We start from the raw sequence: 20,439 nt of genomic DNA, 5'->3' as shown, positions 1-20,439 counted from the left end.
GGCCGTGCCGGGCCGCATGGCCGGGCCTGGGCCGCGCGGGCAGGCCCGGCCGCGCTGCGGTAAAATCGCCGCTTCCTCCCGCGCCCGTGTGGCGCGTCATTCGAAGGTCGACAGCCGATGCAGATTCACAAGGAAGTGGACGCCCGCGGGCTTAATTGCCCGTTGCCGATCCTGCGCGCCAAGAAAGCGCTCGCCGATATGGAGAGCGGGCAGATCCTCAAGGTGCTCGCGACCGATCCGGGCTCGCAACGCGATTTCGCCGCGTTCGCGAAGCAGACGGGCAACGAGATCGTCGAAGTGACGACCCAGGACAAGACCTTCGTATTCCTGATGCGCCGCCGCTGACGGCCCGCATCACGCGCCTCTCGCGGCACCCGGCCGGGCAGCGCCCGTTGCCGACCGCGCCTTCGAAGCCTCTGACAATTCTTAAACCTCGTCGCACGACCGGCTGCGTATACTGACCCGGCCGGTCGTCCGTCTCGGATGGATGCGCCGGCCACGGTACGTCATACGAGGCGGGCACGGGGGCCATGCCTGACGCTACCGTCGTACAAACGGGGAGAGGACATGTCCTTCAGACCAGGGACCATTCGAAGTCCGTCCGCAGCGGAACGCATCGCGCCCGCACGCGCGGCGGGGTTGAGCCGGATCGAGCTCGACCCGCAACAGGATCGCCACGCGCGTGCCGCGCTGGAGGCCTATGCCGATTCGGCGGCGGCCGAGATGCCGTGGCTGGCCGAATCGCTCGACGAACGGCTGCGCGACGCCGCGCAGGACGGCGGCGCGGGCCTCACGTATTGCGGTGCGACGGTCGAGCGCGTGTTCGATCTCGCGCAGGCGTGGGCGGCGAGCCAGCCCGACTATGCGGCGCCGGCGTGGGAGCGCGTGCGCGGCCAGCTGGAGCGGATGCTGGGGCAGCCGATGCTGCGGCAGCCGGAGCAGCCGTCGCTCGCGCGGCGGCGGCGTGTGCCGACCGACGATTTTGCCGAGCCGATGGCCGGCCAGGCGGGCGCCGACTAGGCGCGCAATCGCGTGACGGGAAGGATTATTCGAATAAAGGACCGTAGTCCGCGCAATTTCTTGGCGAATTTCATACTACTATGATGAAATCGCCGGTTCGTCCGTGCCCTGTTTTTGAGATATTTTGCCGGGGCGCCGTGTCGCGCAGGGTGCGCGCGCGGCAAACGACGGCTCGCCGGCCGGTGTCGGAAGCCGCGCCCGTGTGCGGCGCGGCGGGGTGAGCGCGGGAAGCTGAACTGGACGAATCGATTTCGATTTGCGGGGTGCTATGAGAATTGCTGTACTGGATGACGATCCGGCCCAGACGGATTTCGTCAGTCAAACGCTGACGGCCGCCGGCCACACGTGCTATGCGTTCAAGGAAGGCAAGGCTCTGAAGAAACGTCTGCAGCGCGAGACGTTCGATCTGCTCGTGCTCGACTGGAACGTGCCCGACATGTCCGGCGAGGAAGTGCTCAAGTGGGTGCGTGCGAACCAGGCGGAGCACAGCCTGCCGATCATCTTCATGACGAGCCGCGACGACGAGGCGGGGATCACACAGATCCTCAACGCCGGCGCCGACGATTACGTGGTCAAGCCCGTGTCGGGCCCGATCCTGCGCGCGCGCATCGGCTCGCTGCTGCGCCGCGCGTATCCGGTCAACGCGGAGGCGACCGTTCGCGAGTTCGACCAGTTCCGCTTCGACGTGAACCTGAAGCAGGCCTATGTCGGCGACAAGGCCGTGAGCCTCACGCAGAAGGAATTCGAGCTCGCGCTGCTGCTGTTCCAGCATCTCGACCGGCCACTGTCGCGCGCGCACATTCTCGATCTCGTGTGGAAGCAGGCGACTGACATTCCGTCGCGCACGATGGACACGCACATCTCGATGCTGCGCACGAAGCTCGGCCTGCGGCCGGAAAACGGCTATCGCCTCGCGCCGATCTACGGCTACGGCTACCGGCTCGAGCGGGTCGGCCAGGGAGAGCCGGAGTGACCGCGCGCATCACGCAGCGCACGGCCAGCCTGCGCGCGGCGGCCCTGCGCGCGGCGTGTGCGGTCGCGCTTGCGTGCGCGGCACAGCAGGCCGCCGCGCGGCCGCCGGCTGCCGCCGGCAAGATGGTCGTCTACCGCACGCAAGCCGGCGACACGCTGTACGACGTCGCCGCGCGCTACCTGCAGGGCCCGGACGACTGGCAACTGCTGCAACAGATCAACGGCGTGCCCGCCCCGAAGCACCTGCAGCCCGGCATCGCGCTGAAGCTGCCGGTCGCGCGGCTACGCAAGGAAACGCTGTCCGCGCGCGTGGTCGCGGTGCAGGGTGCGGCCGAGCGCGCGTCCGGCGACGCCTACGCGCCGCTCGCGAACGATGCGACGCTCAACGAGGGCGACCGCGTGCGCACCGGCGCGAACGGTTTCGTGACGATCGAGCTCGCCGACGGCACGCACATGAGCCTGCCGCCGGACAGCCAGCTCGACCTGAAGACGCTGCGCCGCACCGTGCTGACCGGCACGCTCGACCGCGAGTTCGAGCTCACGCGCGGCTCGGTCGACAGCGAAGTCACGCATTTGAAGAAACGCGACGACCGCTTCCAGATCCGCTCGCCGTCGGTCGTGGCCGGCGTGCGCGGCACGCGGTTTCGCGTGAACTACGACGCCGCCGGCAACGCGGCGACGCGCGTCGAAGTGCTCGACGGCACCGTCGGTGTCGCGGGCAAGCGGCAACCGGCCGACCCGACGCTCGTGCATGCGAACTTCGGCAGCGTCGCGACGTCGTCCGGCGCGATCGGCGCGCCCGTCCAGCTGCTGCCCGCACCGGCGCTCGCGCATCCGGACAAGGTGCAGGACGAGCCTGACGTCGCGTTCGACATCGCGCCGCTCGCCGATGCGCACGCCTACCGCCTGCAACTCGCGCACGACGCGGGAATGCTCGACCTGTTCCGCGAAACGCGCACCGATACGCCGAGTGCGGTGTTTCGCGACGTGCCGAACGGCACGTATTTCGTGCGGGTCGCCGCGATCGACACCAACGGCCTCGAAGGCATGCCGCGCACCTATGCGTTCGAGCGACGCCAGATGGGGCTCGACGCGAGCGCGTCGCCCGGCGCCGGCGGCTACGAGTTCCGCTGGTCGCCGAACGGCTCGGGCAAGGATGCGCGCTACCGGTTCGTGCTGTCGCGTTCGAAGGATCTGAGCGCGCCGGTCGTCGACCAGGTCGGCCTGCAGGCGCGCAAGATCACCGTCGCGCACCTGCCGCCCGGCGACTACTACTGGGCCGTGACGGTCGAGGAGTTCGAAGGCGGCAAGTTCTACCAGAAGACGAGTCCGGTCAGCGCGTTCACGTTGTCGCGCTGATCCGCGGCACATGAAAACCGACTCCGTTTCCCCGCGGCGGCGCCTCGGCCGCCGCTTCCTGATCGAGTGGATCGCGATCGGCTGTCTCGGGATCGCGGTGATTCTCGCGTGCGCGATCGGCCGGCTGTCGTCGAGCGTCGACGGGCTGATCTACGACCGGCTGTTGATGCTGCGCAGCCTGCCGCTGTCGCCCGACGTCGTCGTCGTCGACATCGACAACCAGAGCGTGTCCGCACTCGGCCGCTGGCCGTGGCCGCGCAGCGTGCATGCGCGGCTGCTCGACACGCTGGCGCGTGCGCAGCCGGCCGCCGTCGTCTACGACGTGCTGTTTACCGAGCAGTCGCCCGAGGATCGCGCGTTCGCGGACGCGATGGCCCATGTGCCGACCTTCCTGCCCGTGCTGCTGAGCCCCGAGCAGGCGGACGGCACGCGCACCGTCGATCCGCCGGTGGCCGAGCTTGCGGCCCGCGCGACCGGGCTCGGCCACATCAATCTCGAAGTCGATCCCGACGGCATCGTGCGCAGCGTCGCGCTGTTCGAAAGCGACGGACGCGTGCGCTGGCCGCAACTGATGGTGCCCGTCTACCGCGCGATCGAGGCCGGCCGGCTGCATCCGGTCGGCGGGGCGCCCGGCGCGACTGCGCACGACCTGTCGCGCGACCTGACAGGTGAGGGCCGCTACCTGATCCCGTTCAGCCGCAACACACCCGCGTATCCGACGCTGTCGTTCGACGACGTGCTCGAAGGGCGCGTGAAACCCGACGCGCTGCGCGGCAAGATCGTCGTCGTCGGCGTGACCGCTTCGGGCCTCTACGACCGCTTCGCGACACCGGTGTCGGGCGAGTTCGGCCCGCTCGCCGGCGTGTACATCCATGCGAACGTGCTCGACATGCTGACGACCGGCAGCGCCATCCTGCCCGTGTCGCGCACGGGGCTGTTCGTCGCGTCGCTGCTGCCGCTCGCGGTGCTGCTGGCCGGTTTCCTGATGCTGTCACCGTGGCGCGGCCTGCTGCTGACGCTGAGCCTGGCCGCGGCGGCTGTCGTCGCGAGCCTGGCGCTATTGTTCGAGGCGCGCGTGTGGCTGTCGCCCGCGCCCGCGATCTTCGGGCTGATCGCCGTGTACCCGATCTGGAACTGGCGGCGCCTGGAAATGACGATGTCGTACCTGCGCCGCGAGCTGCAGCGGCTGGCCGACGAGCCGCACCTGCTGCCCGAGGCGCCGCGCACGCGCAGCGTCGGCGGCGACGTGCTCGAGCGTCAGATGGCGCTGATGGCGCAGGCCGCGCAGCGCGTGCAGGACATGAAGCGCTTCGTGTGGGACAGCCTCGACAGCATGCCGGAGCCGATCTTCGTCACCGACCTGGCCGGCACCGTGCTGATCGCGAACCATGCGGCGAAGCGCTACGGGTCGCGGCTCGCGCTGCCGATGCCGGAAGGGCGGCCGCTGCGCGCCGCGCTCGGCGAGCTGACCTTCATGAAGACCGTCGACGGCAACGTCGAACACGACGTCACGATCCGCGAACACTGGCCGGCCGCGCTCGACCCGACGCTCGAGGCCGAACACGACGCGATGGCGCGCGGCATCGAGGTGCGCGACCGCGACGGGCTCGACCATCTGTTACGCTACGCGGCATGTACGAACGCGCAGGGCCGCGTGACGGGCTGGATCGCGGGCCTCGTCGACGTGACCGAGCTGCATGCGGCCGAGCGGCAGCGCGAGGAGGCGCTGCACCTGCTGTCGCACGACATGCGCTCGCCGCAGTCGTCGATCCTCGCGCTCGTCGAGATCGAGCGCGAACGCGTCGAGACCGACGCGACGCGCACGCTGCTCGCGCGGATCGAGCGGTATGCGCATCGCGCGCTGTCGCTCGCCGACGAGTTCGTGCAACTGGCGCGCGCGGAGTCGCAGGCGTACCAGCTCGAACCAACGAGCCTCGTCGACGTGCTGATCGACGCGAGCGACGAAGTCTGGCCGCAGGCGCAGGCGAAGCGCATCCGCATCGATACCGATGTCGGCACCGACATGTGCTGGACGCGCGCCGACCGCTCGCTGATCACGCGCGCGTTCGTCAACGTGCTGAACAACGCGGTCAAATACAGTCCGTCCGACACGGTGATCACGTGTACGCTGACGATCGAGCACGCATCGAGGCGGATGTTCTGTACGATTCGCGATCAGGGGTACGGCATCGCGCCGGAAGATCAGCGGCATCTGTTCGAGCGTTTCAAGCGGTTCCATGCCGGCGAGCGGCCCGAAATCTCGGGTTCCGGGCTCGGCATGGCATTCGTGAAGACGGTCGTCACGCGCCACGGCGGCAGCGTGACGGTCGACAGCGAAGTGGGTGTCGGCACCGCGGTGACGGTGTCGCTGCCCGCGATCGACGAGCCGTCCGCCTGACAGGGCCGGGCACGACGGCAGGCATTTGGGGGAAGTCATGAGAAAGGAATGGGCAGCGACCGCATTGGCGGCGTCGCTGTTGACGGGTTGCGCCGGCGTCACGACCGGCGTGAGCGCGCTCGGACAGCCGAATGCGTTCGCGTCCGGTGCGCACGGCTACGATGTCGTCCGCACGGCCGCTCAGGCCGACGATGCCGAATACCGGCGGATCGAGACGCTCGTGCGCGACGAGCTTGCGCATCGCGGCTTCGATGCGCAAGCCGCGAAGGATGCGCGCTACCGGCTGTCGATCGCGTATGCGACGCAGCCGGCGTCGGTCGCGGCGACGGCCGACCAGTGCGGCGCCGCGAGCAGCGCCTGCGTGACCGTCGACGGGCCGGCGCCGTTCGCGCTGCCGTTCGCGGGCAAGGTGTACCGCCACGTGCTGACGCTGCGTTTCGTCGACGCGAACTCGGGCGCGGACGTCTATCGCGTGTCGGCGTCGCTGCGCGATCGCGATGCGGGCACGCAGCAGGCTGCGCCGACGCTCGTGAGGAGCGCGCTCGCGAAGCTGCCGTTCGAGCAGGGTGACGGCTGGCTCGTGAAGACGAAAAAAGACGACGCGGGCGCAATGCCGGGCGTCGTCTCGGTGAAGCCGGCCGCGACGCGCTGACGCGCCGGCCGTGAGGTGAGGGCGGGGCCCGCCGGGTAGGCGAGGCCGGCCCGTGCCGCGTTCAGGCGGCCGGTTGCCCGTTGCCGCGCGTGCGCAGGTACGCGTCGAACTCGGTGCCGACTTCCGGGTGGCGCAGCGCGAATTCGACCGTCGCCTTCAGGTAGCCGAGCTTGCTGCCGCAGTCGTAGCGCGTGCCCTGGTACTTGTAGGCCAGCACCTGTTCGTCGGCGAGCAGCGCCTGGATCGCGTCGGTGAGCTGCAGCTCGCCGCCCGCGCCCGGCTTCAGCGCGCGCAGGTGTTCGAAGATCCGCGGCTTCAGGATGTAGCGGCCGACCACGCCGAGGTTCGACGGCGCGACTTCCGGCGCGGGCTTTTCGACGATCGCCGACATCTTGACGATCGACTCTTCCCACTCCTTGCCATCGATGATCCCGTACGACTTCGTCTCCGACGGGGGAATCTCTTCCACGCCGATCACCGAGCTGTGATAGTGGTCGAACACGTCGACCATCTGCTTCATCACGGGCGGGTTGCCGTCGAGCAGGTCGTCGGCGAGGATCACCGCGAACGGGTTGTCAGCCACGAGCTTTTCCGCGCACAGCACCGCATGGCCGAGGCCGAGCGCTTCCGGCTGGCGCACGTAGAAGCAGTCGACGTGGCTCGGCTTGATGCTGCGCACGAGTTCGAGCAGCTTTTCCTTGCCGCGCGCCTCGAGTTCGGCCTCGACCTCGTACGACTTGTCGAAGTGGTCCTCGATCGCGCGCTTGCTGCGCCCGGTCACGAAGATCATCTCGGTGATGCCCGCGGCGATCGCTTCCTCGACGGCGTACTGGATCAGCGGCTTGTCGACGACCGGCAGCATTTCCTTCGGGCTCGCCTTCGTTGCAGGGAGGAACCGCGTGCCGAGACCGGCAACGGGGAATACCGCCTTGGTGACTTTCAACATGATCGAACCTTTATTCCTGTAATCGACTTGTCAGACGGTCTATGTTCACGTTCCGATTATAGTGAACGCAAACGACCTTACCGTTTGTTACGCAGGCAACCGATCGAGCTGGGCACGCAGTTTTTCCAGCGTACTACCGAACTCGGCGACGCGCTTTTGCTCCTGTTCGACCACGGCCGGAGGCGCTTTCGCGACGAATGCCTCGTTGCCGAGCTTCGCGTTGCACTTCGCGATCTCGCCCGTCAGGCGCGCGATTTCCTTCGACAGGCGCTCGCGTTCGGCCGCGACGTCGATCTCCACCTTCAGTACCAGCTTGTTCGGGCCCACGATCGCGATCGGCGCGCCGTGCGCTTCCTTGTCGAGCGTCGCTTCGTCCGCGAGGATCTGGACTTCCGACAGGCGGGCGAGGGCCTGGACGTACGGCGCGAACGATCGCAGGCGCTCGGCGTCGCCTGCCGCGAGCAGCGGCACCTTGGTCGCCGGCGACAGGTTCATCTCGCCGCGCAGGTTGCGGCACGCGTCGACGATCGCCTTCAGGTCGGCCGCCCATTGCTCGGACGCCTCGTCGATCTTCTGCAGGTTCGCGACCGGATACGCCTGCGTCATTAGCGATGCTTCGCCCTCGGCCTTGCCTTGCGGATAACGGCCGGCGAGCGGCGCGACCTTCTGCCAGAGCGCCTCGGTGATGAACGGGATGATCGGGTGCGCGAGGCGCAGCACCGTTTCGAGCACGCGCAGCAGCGTGCGGCGCGTCGCGCGCTGCTGTTCCGGCGTGCCGTTCTGGATCTGCACCTTCGCGAGTTCGAGGTACCAGTCGCAGTACTCGTCCCACACGAACTTGTAGATGCTGGTCGCGATGTTGTCGAAGCGGTAATCGGCGAAGCCCTTCGCGATGTCGGCCTCGGTGCGCTGCAGCAGCGACACGATCCAGCGGTCGGCCGCCGAGAAGTCGAGGTAGCCGCCGGGGCCGCAGTCGCCCGCGCCGCACACTTCCGGCTTGTCGTTGCCGCAGTCGTGGCCTTCGCAGTTCATCAGCACGAAGCGCGTCGCGTTCCACAGCTTGTTGCAGAAGTTGCGATAGCCTTCGCAGCGCGCGAGATCGAAGTTCACGTTGCGGCCGAGCGTCGCCATCGACGCCATCGTGAAGCGCAGCGCATCGGTGCCGAACGCGGCGATGCCGTCCGGGAATTCCTTGCGCGTCTTTTTCTCGATGGTGGCGGCCTGCTTCGGGTTCATCAGGCCCGTCGTGCGCTTCGCGACCAGCGTTTCGAGGTCGATGCCGTCGACGATGTCGATCGGGTCGAGCGTGTTGCCCTTGCTCTTCGACATCTTCTGGCCTTCCGCGTCGCGCACGAGGCCGTGCACGTACACGGTGTGGAACGGCACCTTGCCGGTGAAGTGCGTGGTCATCATCACCATCCGGGCGACCCAGAAGAAGATGATGTCGAAGCCCGTGACGAGCACCGACGACGGCAGGAAGTGCTCCAGTTCAGGCGTTTCGTTCGGCCAGCCGAGCGACGAGAAGGGCACGAGCGCCGACGAGAACCACGTGTCCAGCACGTCCTCGTCGCGCTTGAGCGCGCCGGCATAGCCCTTCGCGGCGGCCTGCGCGCGCGCCTCTTCCTCGTTGCGCGCGACGAACACCTCGCCGTTCTCGCCGTACCACGCGGGAATCTGGTGACCCCACCACAGCTGGCGCGAGATGCACCAGTCCTGGATGTTCTCGAGCCACTGGTAGTAGGTGGTCGTCCAGTTTTCCGGCACGAACTTGATCTGGCCGTTGCGCACGACGTCGAGCGACGTTTCGGTGATCGACTTGCCCGGGTTGAACGTGCCTTCCGGCGCGGCCTTCGTCATCGCGACGAACCACTGGTCGGTCAGCATCGGCTCGATCACGACGCCCGTGCGGTCGCCGCGCGGCACCATCAGCTTGTGCGGCTTCACGGAGTCGAGGAAGCCTTGCGCGTCGAGGTCGGCGACGATCGCCTTGCGTGCGTCGAAGCGGTCGAGGCCGCGATACTGCTCGGGGCCGTTGTCGTTGATCTTCGCGTCGAGCGTCAGGATCTCGATCGGCGCGAGGTTGTGGCGCAGGCCGACCTGGTAGTCGTTGAAGTCGTGCGCGGGCGTGACCTTCACGACGCCCGTGCCGAACTCGCGGTCGACGTAGTCGTCGGCGATCACCGGGATCTCGCGGCCCGTCAGCGGCAGCGTGACCCGCTTGCCGATCAGGTGCGCGTAGCGCTCGTCTTCCGGGTGGACCATCAGCGCGACGTCGCCGAGCATCGTCTCGGGACGCGTCGTCGCGACGGTCAGCGAGCCCGAACCGTCGACGAGCGGGTAGCGGATGTGCCACAGGTGGCCGTTTTCCTCTTCGCTCGCGACTTCGAGATCCGACACCGCGGTGAGCAGCACCGGATCCCAGTTGACGAGGCGCTTGCCGCGGTAGATCAGGCCCTGTTCGAAGAGCGTGACGAACACGTCGCGCACGGCGGCCGACATCTTGTCGTCCATCGTGAAATATTCACGCGACCAGTCGGTCGACGCGCCGAGGCGGCGCACCTGGCCGGTGATCGTCGAGCCGGACTGCTGCTTCCACTCCCACACGCGCTCGACGAACTTCTCGCGGCCGAGGTCATGGCGCGACACGCCCTGCGCATCGAGCTGGCGCTCGACGACGATCTGGGTCGCGATCCCCGCGTGGTCGGTGCCGGGCACCCACAGCGTGTTCTCGCCGAGCATCCGGTGGTAGCGCGCGAGGCCGTCCATGATCGTCTGGTTGAACGCGTGGCCCATGTGCAGCGTGCCGGTGACGTTCGGCGGCGGCAGCTGGATCGCGAAATCGGGGCGCGCCGGGTCGAAGGCCGGGGCGGCATAGCCGCGTTTTTCCCACTCCGGCCCCCATTGGGACTCGATGGTGTGGGGTTCGAAACTCTTCGCAAGCGTGCTGTCGCTCATAGTGAAAATCTGCCGAAAAATGCGTGTGAACTGGATGCCGAATCCGACAATTATAGATGCATCGATATTGATGGTCAGTCACTGATATCGGTCCATCAATATCGGCGGGGAGTCAAGGGGTATCGATGCATCGACTTCTGCCCGCTTGTTGCAGCTCTCAAATAGGCGCAAGTTGCGACAGGCGCTGCTGGTTGTTCGATCACGGGGAGCAAGCTCCGCCGCCGACTTATAATGTCGGGTCCGCATTTCTCTCGCACGCCCGCTGCCGCTCCATGCCCGATTTGCTCGCCAATCTGAACCCTGAACAATACGCCGCCGTCACGTTGCCGAACGAACCGGCGCTGATCCTCGCGGGGGCGGGCAGCGGCAAGACCCGCGTGCTGATCACCCGCATCGCGTGGCTGATCCAGCAGGGCTACGCGTCGCCGCCCACCGTGCTTGCCGTCACCTTCACGAACAAGGCCGCGCGCGAGATGATGGCGCGCCTGTCGGCGATGATGCCGATCGACACGCGCGGGATGTGGATCGGCACGTTCCACGGGCTGTGTAACCGGATGCTGCGCACCCACTGGCGCGACGCCGGCCTGCCGCAGACCTTCCAGATCCTCGACACGGCCGACCAGTTGTCCGCGATCAAGCGGCTGATGAAGGCGGCGAATGTCGACGACGAGAAGTACCCGCCGAAGAATGTCCAGTACTTCATCAACAACGCGAAGGAGCAGGGGCTGCGTCCCGACAAGGTCGACGCAACCGACAACTTCAACCGCAAGTTCGTCGAGCTGTACCAGGCGTACGACCAGCAGTGCCAGCGCGAAGGCGTCGTCGACTTCCCCGAGCTGCTGCTGCGCTGCTACGAGCTGCTCGCGTACAACGCGCCGCTGCGCGCGCACTACCAGGCACGCTTCAGGCACATCCTCGTCGACGAGTTCCAGGACACCAACAAGCTGCAGTACGCGTGGCTGAAGATGCTCGCGGGCGGCGAGAACGCGATCTTCGCGGTCGGCGACGACGACCAGTCGATCTACGCGTTCCGCGGCGCGAACGTCGGCAACATGCGCGACTTCGAAGACGAATTCCGCGTGCGCAACCTGATCAAGCTCGAGCAGAACTACCGGTCGCACGGCAACATCCTCGACGCGGCGAACCAGCTGATCTCGAACAACGCGCACCGCCTCGGCAAGAACCTGCGCACCGACGCCGGCCATGGCGAGCCCGTGCGCGTGTACGAGGCGAGCACCGATGCGCAGGAAGCCGGCTGGATCATTGAGGAGATCCGCTCGCTGATCAACACCGGGATGTCGCGCAGCGAAGTCGCGGTCCTGTATCGCAGCAACGCGCAATCGCGCGCGATCGAGCACACGCTGATGACCTCGGGCATCCCGTATCGCGTGTACGGCGGCCTGCGCTTCTTCGAGCGCCAGGAAGTGAAGCATGCGCTCGCGTACCTGCGCCTGATCGACAACCCGAACGACGACACCGCGTTCGCCCGCGTCGTGAACTTCCCGACGCGCGGGATCGGCGCGCGCTCCATCGAGCAGCTCGCGGATGCCGCGCGCCTGTACGACTGCTCGATGGCCGCCGCGATTCCGTACGTGACCGGCAAGGCCGGCACGAGTCTCGGCGGGTTCGCGACGCTGATCGCGAAGATGCGCGCCGAGACGCAGCAGATGAGCCTGCCCGAGACGGTCGAGTACGTCGTGCGCGCGAGCGGCCTCGCCGATTTCTACCAGGGCGAGCGCGAAGGCCAGGACCGCCTCGAGAACTTGCAGGAACTCGTGAACGCGGCCACCGCGTTCGTCAGCGAGGAAGGCTACGGGCTCGACGCGCCGGCCCGCTCGATCCCGCTGCGCGCGGGGGCGATCGCGGCGCCGGAGCTCGGCGTGGACGCGAACGATCCGTCGGTCGACGTGCTGGATCCGGCGCCGCTCGATGACCCCGCGCAAAACCCCGACACGATGACGCCGCTCGCGGGCTTCCTGTCGCACGCATCGCTCGAAGCCGGCGACAACCAGGCGCAGGCCGGCCAGGACGCCGTTCAGCTGATGACGGTGCACGCGGCGAAGGGCCTCGAATTTTCGGCCGTGTTCATCACCGGCCTCGAGGAAGGGCTGTTCCCGCACGAGAACAGCGTGCTCGAATCGGACGGCCTCGAGGAAGAGCGCCGGCTGATGTACGTCGCGATCACGCGCGCGAAGGAGCGGCTCTACCTGTCGTTCGCGCAGAGCCGGATGCTGCACGGCCAGACGCGCTACAACGTGCGCTCGCGCTTCTTCGACGAATTGCCGGAGCACGTGCTGAAGTGGCTGACGCCGAAGGTCGAGGCGGGCTCGCGCTGGGGCGGCCGCTCGGACAATGCCGGCTGGGGGCGCGACTGGTTCTCGCGGCCGGGCGGCGGCAGTCGCGAGCAGGTCGTCGACGCGGCGGTTTCCGCGCCGCTGCCGGCGTTCGCGAACAAGCAGCGCGCGGCCGACACGGGCTTTCGCGTCGGCCAGCAGGTATTCCATACCAAGTTCGGCGAGGGCACGGTCACCGCGCTCGAAGGCAACGGCGCCGATGCGAAGGCGCAGGTGAAGTTCAAGCGGCACGGCGAGAAGTGGCTCGCGCTGGCGGTCGCGAAACTGCAGGCGGTGGAATGATGAGTATCGACATGGTTGAAATGGTTTCGACCCGCCCGCTCGGCATTCTGGCCGCGCTGCCCGAGGAGCTCGGCGACCTGATCGCCGAGATGCGCGCCGAGGGCGTGATGAAGACGATCACGCTCGGCCGCCGCGACTACCACCTCGGCACCGTGCACGGCGCGGCCTGCGTCGTCACGCTCGCGCGGGTCGGCAAGGTCGCGGCCGCCGCGACGGTCAGTGCGCTGATCCATGTGTTCGGCGTGTCCGGCGTCGTGTTCACTGGCGTCGCCGGCGGCGTGTCGCGCACGGTGCGCGTCGGCGACGTCGTCGTAGCCGACACGCTGCTGCAGCACGACCTCGATGCGTCGCCGCTGTTTCCGCGCTACGAGGTGCCGCTGCTCGGCATCACGCGGTTCGCGACCGACCTGGAACTGACGGCCCGCCTGAAGGCCGCGTGCACGCTGTTCGTCGCCGAGGAGGGCGCGCAGTTCGCCGAGCGTTTCGGGCTGGCCGGCGCGTCGCTGCACGGCGGGCTGATCATCAGCGGCGACCGCTTCGTGTCGAGCGAGCACGAGGTCGTCGCGCTGCGCGACGCGCTGCCCGACGCGCTTGCGGTCGAGATGGAAGGCGCGGCGATCGCGCAGGTGTGCGCCGAACACGACGTGCCGTTCGCCCTCGTGCGCACGATCTCCGATACGGCCGACGACCACGCGACGCAGTCGTTCTCGCACTTCCTGTCGGCGATCGCGAGCAGCTATTCGTCCGGCATCCTCAAGCGTTTCCTGACGCTGCATGCGACAACGGCGGCCTGAAGCCGCCGTTGTCGTTTCCCTTCAAGCCGGTCGACCGGCCGCGGCACGCATGCCGCGGCCGGCTCGTCACGCCTTCTTGCGGCGAGCGCTTTCGAGGTTCGGCAGGAACACCGTCAGCACGCCGATCAGCGGCAGGAACGAGCACACCTTGTAGACGAACGTGATGCTCGTCGCGTCCGCGAGTTGGCCGAGCACGGCGGCGCCCACGCCGCCCAGGCCGAACGCGAAGCCGAAGAACAAGCCCGCGACCATCCCGACCTTGCCGGGCATCAGTTCCGTCGCATAGACGAGGATCGCGGCGAACGCCGACGCCAGCACGATGCCGATGATCACGCTCAGCACGCTCGTCCAGAACAGGTTCGCATACGGCAGCAGCAGCGTGAACGGCGCGACGCCGAGGATCGACACCCAGATCACGTACTTGCGGCCGATCCGGTCGCCGACCGGCCCGCCGATCAGCGTGCCGGCCGCCACGGCCGCGAGGAACACGAACAGGTGGATCTGCGCGGCCTGCACCGACAGGTGGAACTTGTCGATCAGGTAGAACGTGAAATAGCTGTTGATGCTCGCGAGGTAGAAGTACTTCGAGAACACCAGCAGCACCAGCACGCCGATCGCGGCGAGCACGCGGCGCGGCGACAGCGTCGGATGGCCGGCCGCCGCGGCTTTCTTCTTCATCGACGGATGCTTCTTGTACCAGTGGCCGATCTGCGTGAGCACGACCATCGCGACGAGCGCGGCCGCCGAGAACCACGCGATGCTGTGCTGGCCGTGCGGGATGATCACCAGCGCGGCGAGCAGCGGCCCGAGCGCCGAGCCGGCGTTGCCGCCGACCTGGAACAGCGACTGCGCGAGCCCGTGCTGGCCCCCCGACGCCATCCGCGCGACCCGCGACGATTCCGGATGGAACACCGACGAGCCGCAGCCGACCAGGGCCGCCGCCACCAGCAGCGTCGGGAAGTTCTGCGCGGCCGACATCAGCAGCAGCCCCGCGAGCGTGAAGCCCATCCCGACCGGCAGCGAATAGGGCTTCGGCCGCTTGTCCGTATAGAGACCGATGAGCGGCTGCAGCAGCGACGCGGTGATCTGGTAGGTCAGCGTGATCAGGCCGATCTGCGCGAACGACAGCGCGAACTGGCTCTTGAGCATCGGATAGATCGCGAGGATCAACGACTGGATCATGTCGTTGAGCATGTGCGAGAAGCTGATCGCGCCGAGCACCGGGTAGACGGTGCGCGGCGCGGATGGAGCAGACGGCTGGGCTGCGGCGGCGTTGCCGGCACCCGTATCGAGGCTGGTTTCCATGTGAGCTGAGCGAGTTGAGGTGACGGGACGCGCTCTGACGGGGATCGGCGCGTTCGAATCGTTGTTGCGTCAAAGAAGTGTAATGTGGCGTATCGAGAATGTCAGGCCAACTTTTGTCGCGATTCGGACATTGCCGGCGGGACACGCGCCGGATGATCGGCCATTGCGCCCTTTTTTGGCCGGGTATAACGCAGGCAGCGCGTCCGCCGTGAGCGCGGGCGCGCCGGGCTCGGCTCGGTGTTTGTCCGGACTCAAGGAATGGCGATGGCGGCCGTAGAACGACGCAACGGCAACAGAGGCGCGCCGCGCCCCGCACCGGCCACGAGCCGGGCGGGTATCACGGTGACCGCCGGACCCGACCTGTCCGGCGGTGTGATCAATACGGGGATATATCGATGAAAGCAGCATCATTGCATCCGCGGCCGGGTGCGGCCACTGCCGCATCCGGTGCAGCCACCAGGCCCGCCACACGACGTCCGCGCGCAGCCCGGCGCGAAAGCCGGCCCTGGACGGTCAAGGCGACGTTGCGCGCGGCGTTCGCGATCCTGCTGGCCGGCACGCTCGCGATCGGCGTGTTTTCGCTGTGGCAGATCAGCCGGCTGAACGCGTCGATCGCGTCGGTCTACGAGCAGGGGCACGTCGCGAGCCGCGCGGCGGAGGAAGTGCGTGCCGAGGTGCTGCGTGCGAGCCGCGCGCAAAAGATGCTGCTGACCGCGACCACCGCGAAGGAGCGCGACGACCTGGGCGCCGAGGTTCGCGCCGGGCTCGCGTCGATCGGCCAGGCGCTCGTGACGCTGCAGCGCTACGCGGATCCGGCCGATGCGGACGATTCCGCGCGACTGCGCGCGTTCTCGATGGCGGTCGGCACGTGGAGCGGCCATCTGCGCGATTTCGTCGCGCTCGTGCAGGCGCAGTCGCTCGACCTGTCGCAGATGAACTGGCAGGTCGGCACGCAGGACGTGTCGCTGCTGGTCGAGACCGGTAAGCTCGAGAAGCTCGTCGCCATGCTGGTGAAGACGCGCGGCGCGAAGTCGAAGGCGACGCTCGATGCGTCCGCAACGATTTTCTCGTCGTCGTTCGCGATGATCGCGGCGATGACGGCCGCGCTGTTCGTGCTGGCGATCGTGATCGCCGAACGGGTCGTGCGCCGCCTCGCGTCGCAGCTCGGCGGCGAGCCCGCCGATGCGAAGGCGATCGCCGCCGACATCGCGCGCGGCGACCTCACGCGGCCGATCCCGCTGGGCCGCCACGACCGCGACAGCATGGTGCGTGCGTTGTCCGACATGCAGACCGGGCTCGCGGCGACCGTCGGCGAAATCGCTGTGAGCGCCGAGGCGATCGCGTCTGCGTCCGGCGAGATCTCGACCGGCAATCTCGACCTGTCGCGGCGCACCGAGCAGCAGGCCGTCGCGCTCGAGCGCACCGCGGCCAGCATGGAGCAGCTCACGTCGACCGTGCGGCAGAACGCCGAAAACGCGCGGCAGGCGAGCGCGCTCGCGGCCAATGCATCGGCCGTCGCGGAGGCCGGCGGCGAAGTCGTCGGGCGCGTGGTCGCGACGATGAGCGAGATCGACGACAGCGCGAAGAACATCCGCGACATCATCGGCACGATCGAGGGAATCGCCTTCCAGACCAACATCCTCGCGTTGAACGCGGCGGTCGAGGCGGCGCGCGCGGGCGAGCAGGGGCGCGGTTTTTCGGTGGTCGCGGGCGAGGTGCGACTGCTCGCGCAGCGCGCGGCGAGCGCGGCGAAGGAGATCCGTGGGCTGATCGGCGCGTCGGTCGAGCGCGTCGCGAACGGCGCGGCGCTCGCGCACGATGCGGGCCGCACGATGGACGACGTGGTGCGGGCGGTCAAGCGCGTGACCGACATCATCGGCGAAATCTCCGCGGCGTCGGACGAGCAGAGCGCCGGGATCGACGAGATCGGCCGCGCGGTCATGCAGATGGATTCCGGCACCCAGCAGAACGCGGCGCTGGTCGAACAGGCGGCTGCCGCGGCGAATGCGCTCGACGAGCAGGCTCAGGCGCTCAAGTCGCTGGTCGGACGCTTTCGCATCGTGGCGTAAGCGCCCGGCCGCCGGCGCTTACGACTTCTTCTGCTTGTCCGGGTCGATGATGACCGTGCAGGTCGTGCCCGCCGACAGCACCACGTCGGCCGGCACTTCGTCGATCCGGATGCGTACCGGCACGCGTTGCGCGAGGCGCACCCAGTTGAAGGTCGGGTTCACGTCCGCGACGAGGTCGCGGCTTTGCGGGTTGTCGCGATCGTAGATGCCGCGCGAGATGCTCTCGACGTGACCTTTCATCACGCCGCCGCTCATCAGCCGCATTTCGGCGGGGGCGCCGATCTTCACGCGCGGCAGCTTGGTTTCCTCGAAGTAGCCGTAGACCCAGAACGAGTGGCTGTCGACGATCGCGAGCTTCGCCTGGCCGGCTACCGCGTAGTTGCCCTTGAACGTCTGCAGGTTCGTGACGTAGCCATCGACCGGCGCGACCACGCGCGTGCGTTCGAGATTGAGCTTCGCGGCGTCGAGCGCGGCGATGGCCTGCTGGTACTGCGCATCGGCGCTCGATGCGCTGTGCGCCGCGTTCTCGCGGTTTTCCTTCGACACGACGAGCGCGTCGAGGTCGGCGCGACGGGCCGCGTCGTCGCGGCGCATCTGCAGTTCCGCGCGGCGGGCGGCGACGGCCGCCTGTGCCTGCTCGACCGCGATCTGGTAGTGCGACGGGTCGATCTGCATGATCAGGTCGCCCTTTTTCACGAGCTGGTTGTCATGCACGGGCAGCTCGACGATCGCGCCCGACACGTCCGGCGCGACGTTGACGATCTCGGCGCGCACGCGCCCGTCGCGGGTCCAGGGATCGTCCATGTAGTGCACCCACAGCGAGCGCCCGATCAGGATCGCGACGAGAAGGATGACGGCGGTCGCGACGAAGCCGAAGAGTTTTCTGAGAATCATGATGGTTCGGAATCAACGGTAAACGGCAAGACTCAGTCCGCCGCAAATGCAGACGAGAAGGCACGCGCGGAACAACGACGGGTGCCAGACGAGACGGTAGAGGCCCGTATAGGCGAGCACGCGGTCGACGGCCCAGGTCGCCAGCGCACCCAGGACGAACATCAGGACCACCGTGGGCATGTAGGCATCGAGAATGGCGATTTCACGCGGCATCATGACGAGGCTCCTTGTTGGGGACGCACGGGGCGGTTGCGGTTGAGCGGCTCGAGCGGCGATTCCGGATCGAGCAGCGCCGTGCGTACGAAATGCAGATGGCTCAGGATGCGCTGCAGCCGGTGGCGCTCCTCGCGCGACGACGTGACGGCATCGAGCGTGTGCCGGGTTGCGTCGATCGCGGCGTTGACCGCCGCGAGCGTCGCGTCGAAGCGCTTCGCGCTCGGCTTGCTGAACAGCATGGACAGCGCGGTGCGCATCGTCTCGATCGCGCGTCGCCACGGCGTCGTCGGCGCATGGCGCGGGTCGGACGGCAGCGTCGCCAGCTCGGCGCGCAGGTCGAGCACCGCGTTGCCCGTTTCCAGCACCGCGAACATCCAGCGCAGCGCGTCGCGCTGCACGTCGGGCTGGTCGGCCGACAGCGTGTGCGCCTGATACATCAGATCGCGCGCGCCGCTCTCGAAGCGCGTGCGCAATCCGGCCAGCCGGGCGTGGCACGCGGCGACCACCTGATGGCGCAGGTCGGCGAACAGCCGCTTCTTCAGCCATGGCGCGGTCGGCGGGAACAACACCGCGAACGCGATCGCCGAGACCAGCATCGACAGCACCAGCGCGAGCGCATCGTTCATGAAGCTCGTCGGGTCGTAGTGCGTGATGTTGTCCGGGCCGGCGAGGAAACAGAAGAAGATCAGGTAGCCCATCCCGTAGCCCGCGAGCTTCGGCTTCAACGTCATGTAGATGCCGATCGCGAGCAGCGGCGCGAGCGCCACGCACAGCAGCGGGAAGCCGTCGATGTGCGGGTAGATGCCGAACATCAGCAGGAAACCCGTACAGACGGCCAGGGCCGTCCCGATGCCCATCTGCGCGGACATCGCGGTCGGGCGCGGCGTCGACGACGCGAGCGCGCAGGTGGCCGCCGCCGTCAGCGTCATCGTCACGCCGCTCGGCCACGCGGTCTCGATCCAGAACCAGCCGAGCACGAGGATCACGGTCGCGGTGCGAATCGCGGCGATCACCATCGCCGTCACGTTGGTGCGCGGCTCGTAGCGCTCGATCCAGCGTTCGCGCTCGTGCGTCGCGGTCGACAGCGACGCATAGGTTGCCGCGTATTCGTGCAGGTCGGTGATGAAGCGGTACAGCAGCTCGGCGGCCGTGTCGAAGTCGAGCAGCGGAAAATCCGGCTGCGTTTCGAGCGCCGCGCGCGTGGCGCGGATACGCCGCGGCAGCGCGTCGCGCCATGCAAGCAGCTGTTCGGCCGCGCGCGCCGCGTCGGTCGACGTGCGCACGGGTTCGCCATTGCGGGTCAGGAGCGGCGCGATCTCGCGGAAGTACGGCTCGATCGCATCGATCGCGGCCTGCGCGCCGGCCGCGCGCAGCCGGTTCATCAGCTGGTGCAGCGCATGGAAGCGGCTCGACACGCTCATGAACTCGCTGTTCAGCCGCGCGAGGCGGCCGCTGCGCATCCGCGTGTCCGGATCCTCGAACACGGCCATGCTGCGCGCGGCCTCGAAACCGACCACGTCGGCGACGAAGCGCGTATGGATCGTTTCGATGTGCGCGCGGTCGAGCTTGCCCGACAGGGCCGCCGCGACGTAGTCGACGAAGCTGCCGAAGCGCTTGCGTACCGTCGTGCGCATCTGCTGGCCCGTGTACTGCGGAAACACGAGCGCGCTGACGACGCCGGCCGACACGATCCCGATGATGACCTCGGACACGCGCGTCATGGCGCTCATGAACGCGCCGTCCGGATGCTGCGACGCGGGCAGGCCGATCAGCGCGGTCGTATAGCCGGCGAGCAGGAAGCCGTAGCTGCGGAAGTTGCGGTTGCGCGCGGCGCCGGCCGTGCACAGGGCGATCCACAGCGCGACCGCAAGCAGGAACAACTGCGGCTGCTGCGGGAACAGTCCGACGAACGTGAGCGTCGCGATCAGCCCGAAGATCGTGCCGGCGACCCGGTAGAAGCTTTTCGCGAGCACGGCGCCGCTTTGCGGCTGCATCACGATGAATACCGTGGTCATCGCCGTCTTCGGCGCCGGCAGGTCGAGCCGCATGGACACGCCGGTCGCGATGAACGCGGCGAGCAGTGCCTTGAACAGATAGAGCCACGCGGCGCCGTCGCTGCGGGCCCAGTCGCCGAACGCGGCGTACCAGGCCGCGAGCGGGCCGCCGGCGTGCGTGGAAGCGGAGGAGGAGGCTGACATGGCGGTCGCTCCGCGTTACCGTGCA

Annotated in this window: 15 protein-coding genes; 9 read left to right on the top strand and 6 right to left on the bottom strand. The window is 68.0% G+C overall.

Annotation, left to right across the window (positions count from 1 at the left end):
• The first annotated feature begins 117 nt into the window (after positions 1-117).
• From F3J14_RS25170 to F3J14_RS25145, 6 genes are all read left to right on the top strand, one after another.
• A complete protein-coding gene (locus tag F3J14_RS25170; protein ID WP_006753156.1) occupies positions 118-345 on the top strand; it encodes a sulfurtransferase TusA family protein in 228 nt (75 codons plus the stop codon).
• A 222-nt stretch (positions 346-567) separates the two neighbouring features.
• Positions 568-1,020, top strand: a complete 453-nt coding sequence (locus F3J14_RS25165; RefSeq protein ID WP_166725290.1) for a peptidase — start codon at positions 568-570, stop codon at positions 1,018-1,020.
• Positions 1,021-1,288: 268 nt separating this feature from the next.
• On the top strand, positions 1,289-1,993 hold the full coding sequence (locus F3J14_RS25160; RefSeq protein WP_166725289.1) for a response regulator transcription factor: 705 nt from the start codon (positions 1,289-1,291) through the stop codon (positions 1,991-1,993).
• Complete coding sequence (locus F3J14_RS25155; RefSeq protein WP_166725288.1) at positions 1,990-3,351, top strand: FecR domain-containing protein; 1,362 nt, start codon at positions 1,990-1,992, stop codon at positions 3,349-3,351. The genes F3J14_RS25160 and F3J14_RS25155 overlap by 4 nt, the downstream gene beginning before the upstream one ends.
• 10 nt (positions 3,352-3,361) lie before the next feature.
• Positions 3,362-5,749, top strand: a complete 2,388-nt coding sequence (locus tag F3J14_RS25150; RefSeq protein ID WP_166725287.1) for a CHASE2 domain-containing protein — start codon at positions 3,362-3,364, stop codon at positions 5,747-5,749.
• Positions 5,750-5,786: 37 nt separating this feature from the next.
• Positions 5,787-6,401, top strand: coding sequence for a DUF4136 domain-containing protein (locus F3J14_RS25145; RefSeq protein ID WP_166725286.1), 615 nt, complete (start codon positions 5,787-5,789; stop codon positions 6,399-6,401).
• Between the two features lie 61 nt (positions 6,402-6,462).
• On the opposite strand, the gene galU is transcribed toward F3J14_RS25145, so the two are convergent.
• On the bottom strand, positions 6,463-7,347 hold the full coding sequence (gene galU / locus F3J14_RS25140; protein WP_166725285.1) for a UTP--glucose-1-phosphate uridylyltransferase GalU: 885 nt from the start codon (positions 7,345-7,347) through the stop codon (positions 6,463-6,465).
• A gap of 87 nt (positions 7,348-7,434) precedes the next feature.
• Positions 7,435-10,302, bottom strand: coding sequence for a valine--tRNA ligase (locus F3J14_RS25135; RefSeq protein ID WP_166725284.1), 2,868 nt, complete (start codon positions 10,300-10,302; stop codon positions 7,435-7,437).
• A gap of 272 nt (positions 10,303-10,574) precedes the next feature.
• On the opposite strand from F3J14_RS25135, the gene F3J14_RS25130 reads away from it, so the two are divergent.
• On the top strand, positions 10,575-12,938 hold the full coding sequence (locus F3J14_RS25130) for a UvrD-helicase domain-containing protein (protein ID WP_166725283.1): 2,364 nt from the start codon (positions 10,575-10,577) through the stop codon (positions 12,936-12,938).
• The gene (locus F3J14_RS25125; protein WP_166725282.1) at positions 12,935-13,732 is read left to right on the top strand and encodes a 5'-methylthioadenosine/adenosylhomocysteine nucleosidase; all 798 of its coding nucleotides are present in this window, start codon (positions 12,935-12,937) and stop codon (positions 13,730-13,732) included. The genes F3J14_RS25130 and F3J14_RS25125 overlap by 4 nt, the downstream gene beginning before the upstream one ends.
• A gap of 66 nt (positions 13,733-13,798) precedes the next feature.
• Here F3J14_RS25125 and F3J14_RS25120 read toward each other — a convergent pair whose 3' ends face one another.
• On the bottom strand, positions 13,799-15,037 hold the full coding sequence (locus F3J14_RS25120; RefSeq protein ID WP_166725281.1) for an MFS transporter: 1,239 nt from the start codon (positions 15,035-15,037) through the stop codon (positions 13,799-13,801).
• A 395-nt stretch (positions 15,038-15,432) separates the two neighbouring features.
• Between F3J14_RS25120 and F3J14_RS25115 the strand changes: the two genes are divergently transcribed.
• A complete protein-coding gene (locus F3J14_RS25115; protein WP_166725280.1) occupies positions 15,433-17,106 on the top strand; it encodes a methyl-accepting chemotaxis protein in 1,674 nt (557 codons plus the stop codon).
• A gap of 18 nt (positions 17,107-17,124) precedes the next feature.
• On the opposite strand, the gene F3J14_RS25110 is transcribed toward F3J14_RS25115, so the two are convergent.
• Genes F3J14_RS25110 through F3J14_RS25100 form a run of 3 tightly spaced genes read right to left on the bottom strand, consistent with a single transcriptional unit; the run spans position 17,125 to position 20,414 of the window.
• Positions 17,125-18,000 (bottom strand): HlyD family secretion protein, encoded by an 876-nt coding sequence (locus F3J14_RS25110; RefSeq protein WP_166725279.1) that lies wholly within the window; start codon positions 17,998-18,000, stop codon positions 17,125-17,127.
• 12 nt (positions 18,001-18,012) lie between these two features.
• Positions 18,013-18,216, bottom strand: coding sequence for a DUF1656 domain-containing protein (locus F3J14_RS25105; protein WP_059769419.1), 204 nt, complete (start codon positions 18,214-18,216; stop codon positions 18,013-18,015).
• The gene (locus F3J14_RS25100; protein ID WP_166725278.1) at positions 18,213-20,414 is read right to left on the bottom strand and encodes an FUSC family protein; all 2,202 of its coding nucleotides are present in this window, start codon (positions 20,412-20,414) and stop codon (positions 18,213-18,215) included. The genes F3J14_RS25105 and F3J14_RS25100 overlap by 4 nt, the downstream gene beginning before the upstream one ends.
• Positions 20,415-20,439: the final 25 nt, after the last annotated feature.

Origin of the sequence: Burkholderia sp. Tr-862, assembly GCF_011753085.1 — a bacterium.
Taxonomy (GTDB): domain Bacteria; phylum Pseudomonadota; class Gammaproteobacteria; order Burkholderiales; family Burkholderiaceae; genus Burkholderia; species Burkholderia ambifaria.
This window is presented reverse-complemented; position numbering and strand designations above follow the sequence as displayed.

What these genes read in the sequence shown, in the direction of transcription:
- F3J14_RS25170 (WP_006753156.1), top strand. Translation starts at nt 118, where the DNA reads ATGCAGATTCACAAGGAAGTGGACGCCCGCGGGCTTAATTGCCCGTTG.
- F3J14_RS25165 (WP_166725290.1), top strand. Translation starts at nt 568, where the DNA reads ATGTCCTTCAGACCAGGGACCATTCGAAGTCCGTCCGCAGCGGAACGC.
- F3J14_RS25160 (WP_166725289.1), top strand. Translation starts at nt 1,289, where the DNA reads ATGAGAATTGCTGTACTGGATGACGATCCGGCCCAGACGGATTTCGTC.
- F3J14_RS25150 (WP_166725287.1), top strand. Translation starts at nt 3,362, where the DNA reads ATGAAAACCGACTCCGTTTCCCCGCGGCGGCGCCTCGGCCGCCGCTTC.
- F3J14_RS25145 (WP_166725286.1), top strand. Translation starts at nt 5,787, where the DNA reads ATGAGAAAGGAATGGGCAGCGACCGCATTGGCGGCGTCGCTGTTGACG.
- galU (WP_166725285.1), bottom strand. Translation starts at nt 7,347, where the DNA reads ATGTTGAAAGTCACCAAGGCGGTATTCCCCGTTGCCGGTCTCGGCACG.
- F3J14_RS25135 (WP_166725284.1), bottom strand. Translation starts at nt 10,302, where the DNA reads ATGAGCGACAGCACGCTTGCGAAGAGTTTCGAACCCCACACCATCGAG.
- F3J14_RS25130 (WP_166725283.1), top strand. Translation starts at nt 10,575, where the DNA reads ATGCCCGATTTGCTCGCCAATCTGAACCCTGAACAATACGCCGCCGTC.
- F3J14_RS25125 (WP_166725282.1), top strand. Translation starts at nt 12,935, where the DNA reads ATGATGAGTATCGACATGGTTGAAATGGTTTCGACCCGCCCGCTCGGC.
- F3J14_RS25120 (WP_166725281.1), bottom strand. Translation starts at nt 15,037, where the DNA reads ATGGAAACCAGCCTCGATACGGGTGCCGGCAACGCCGCCGCAGCCCAG.
- F3J14_RS25115 (WP_166725280.1), top strand. Translation starts at nt 15,433, where the DNA reads ATGAAAGCAGCATCATTGCATCCGCGGCCGGGTGCGGCCACTGCCGCA.
- F3J14_RS25110 (WP_166725279.1), bottom strand. Translation starts at nt 18,000, where the DNA reads ATGATTCTCAGAAAACTCTTCGGCTTCGTCGCGACCGCCGTCATCCTT.
- F3J14_RS25105 (WP_059769419.1), bottom strand. Translation starts at nt 18,216, where the DNA reads ATGATGCCGCGTGAAATCGCCATTCTCGATGCCTACATGCCCACGGTG.
- F3J14_RS25100 (WP_166725278.1), bottom strand. Translation starts at nt 20,414, where the DNA reads ATGTCAGCCTCCTCCTCCGCTTCCACGCACGCCGGCGGCCCGCTCGCG.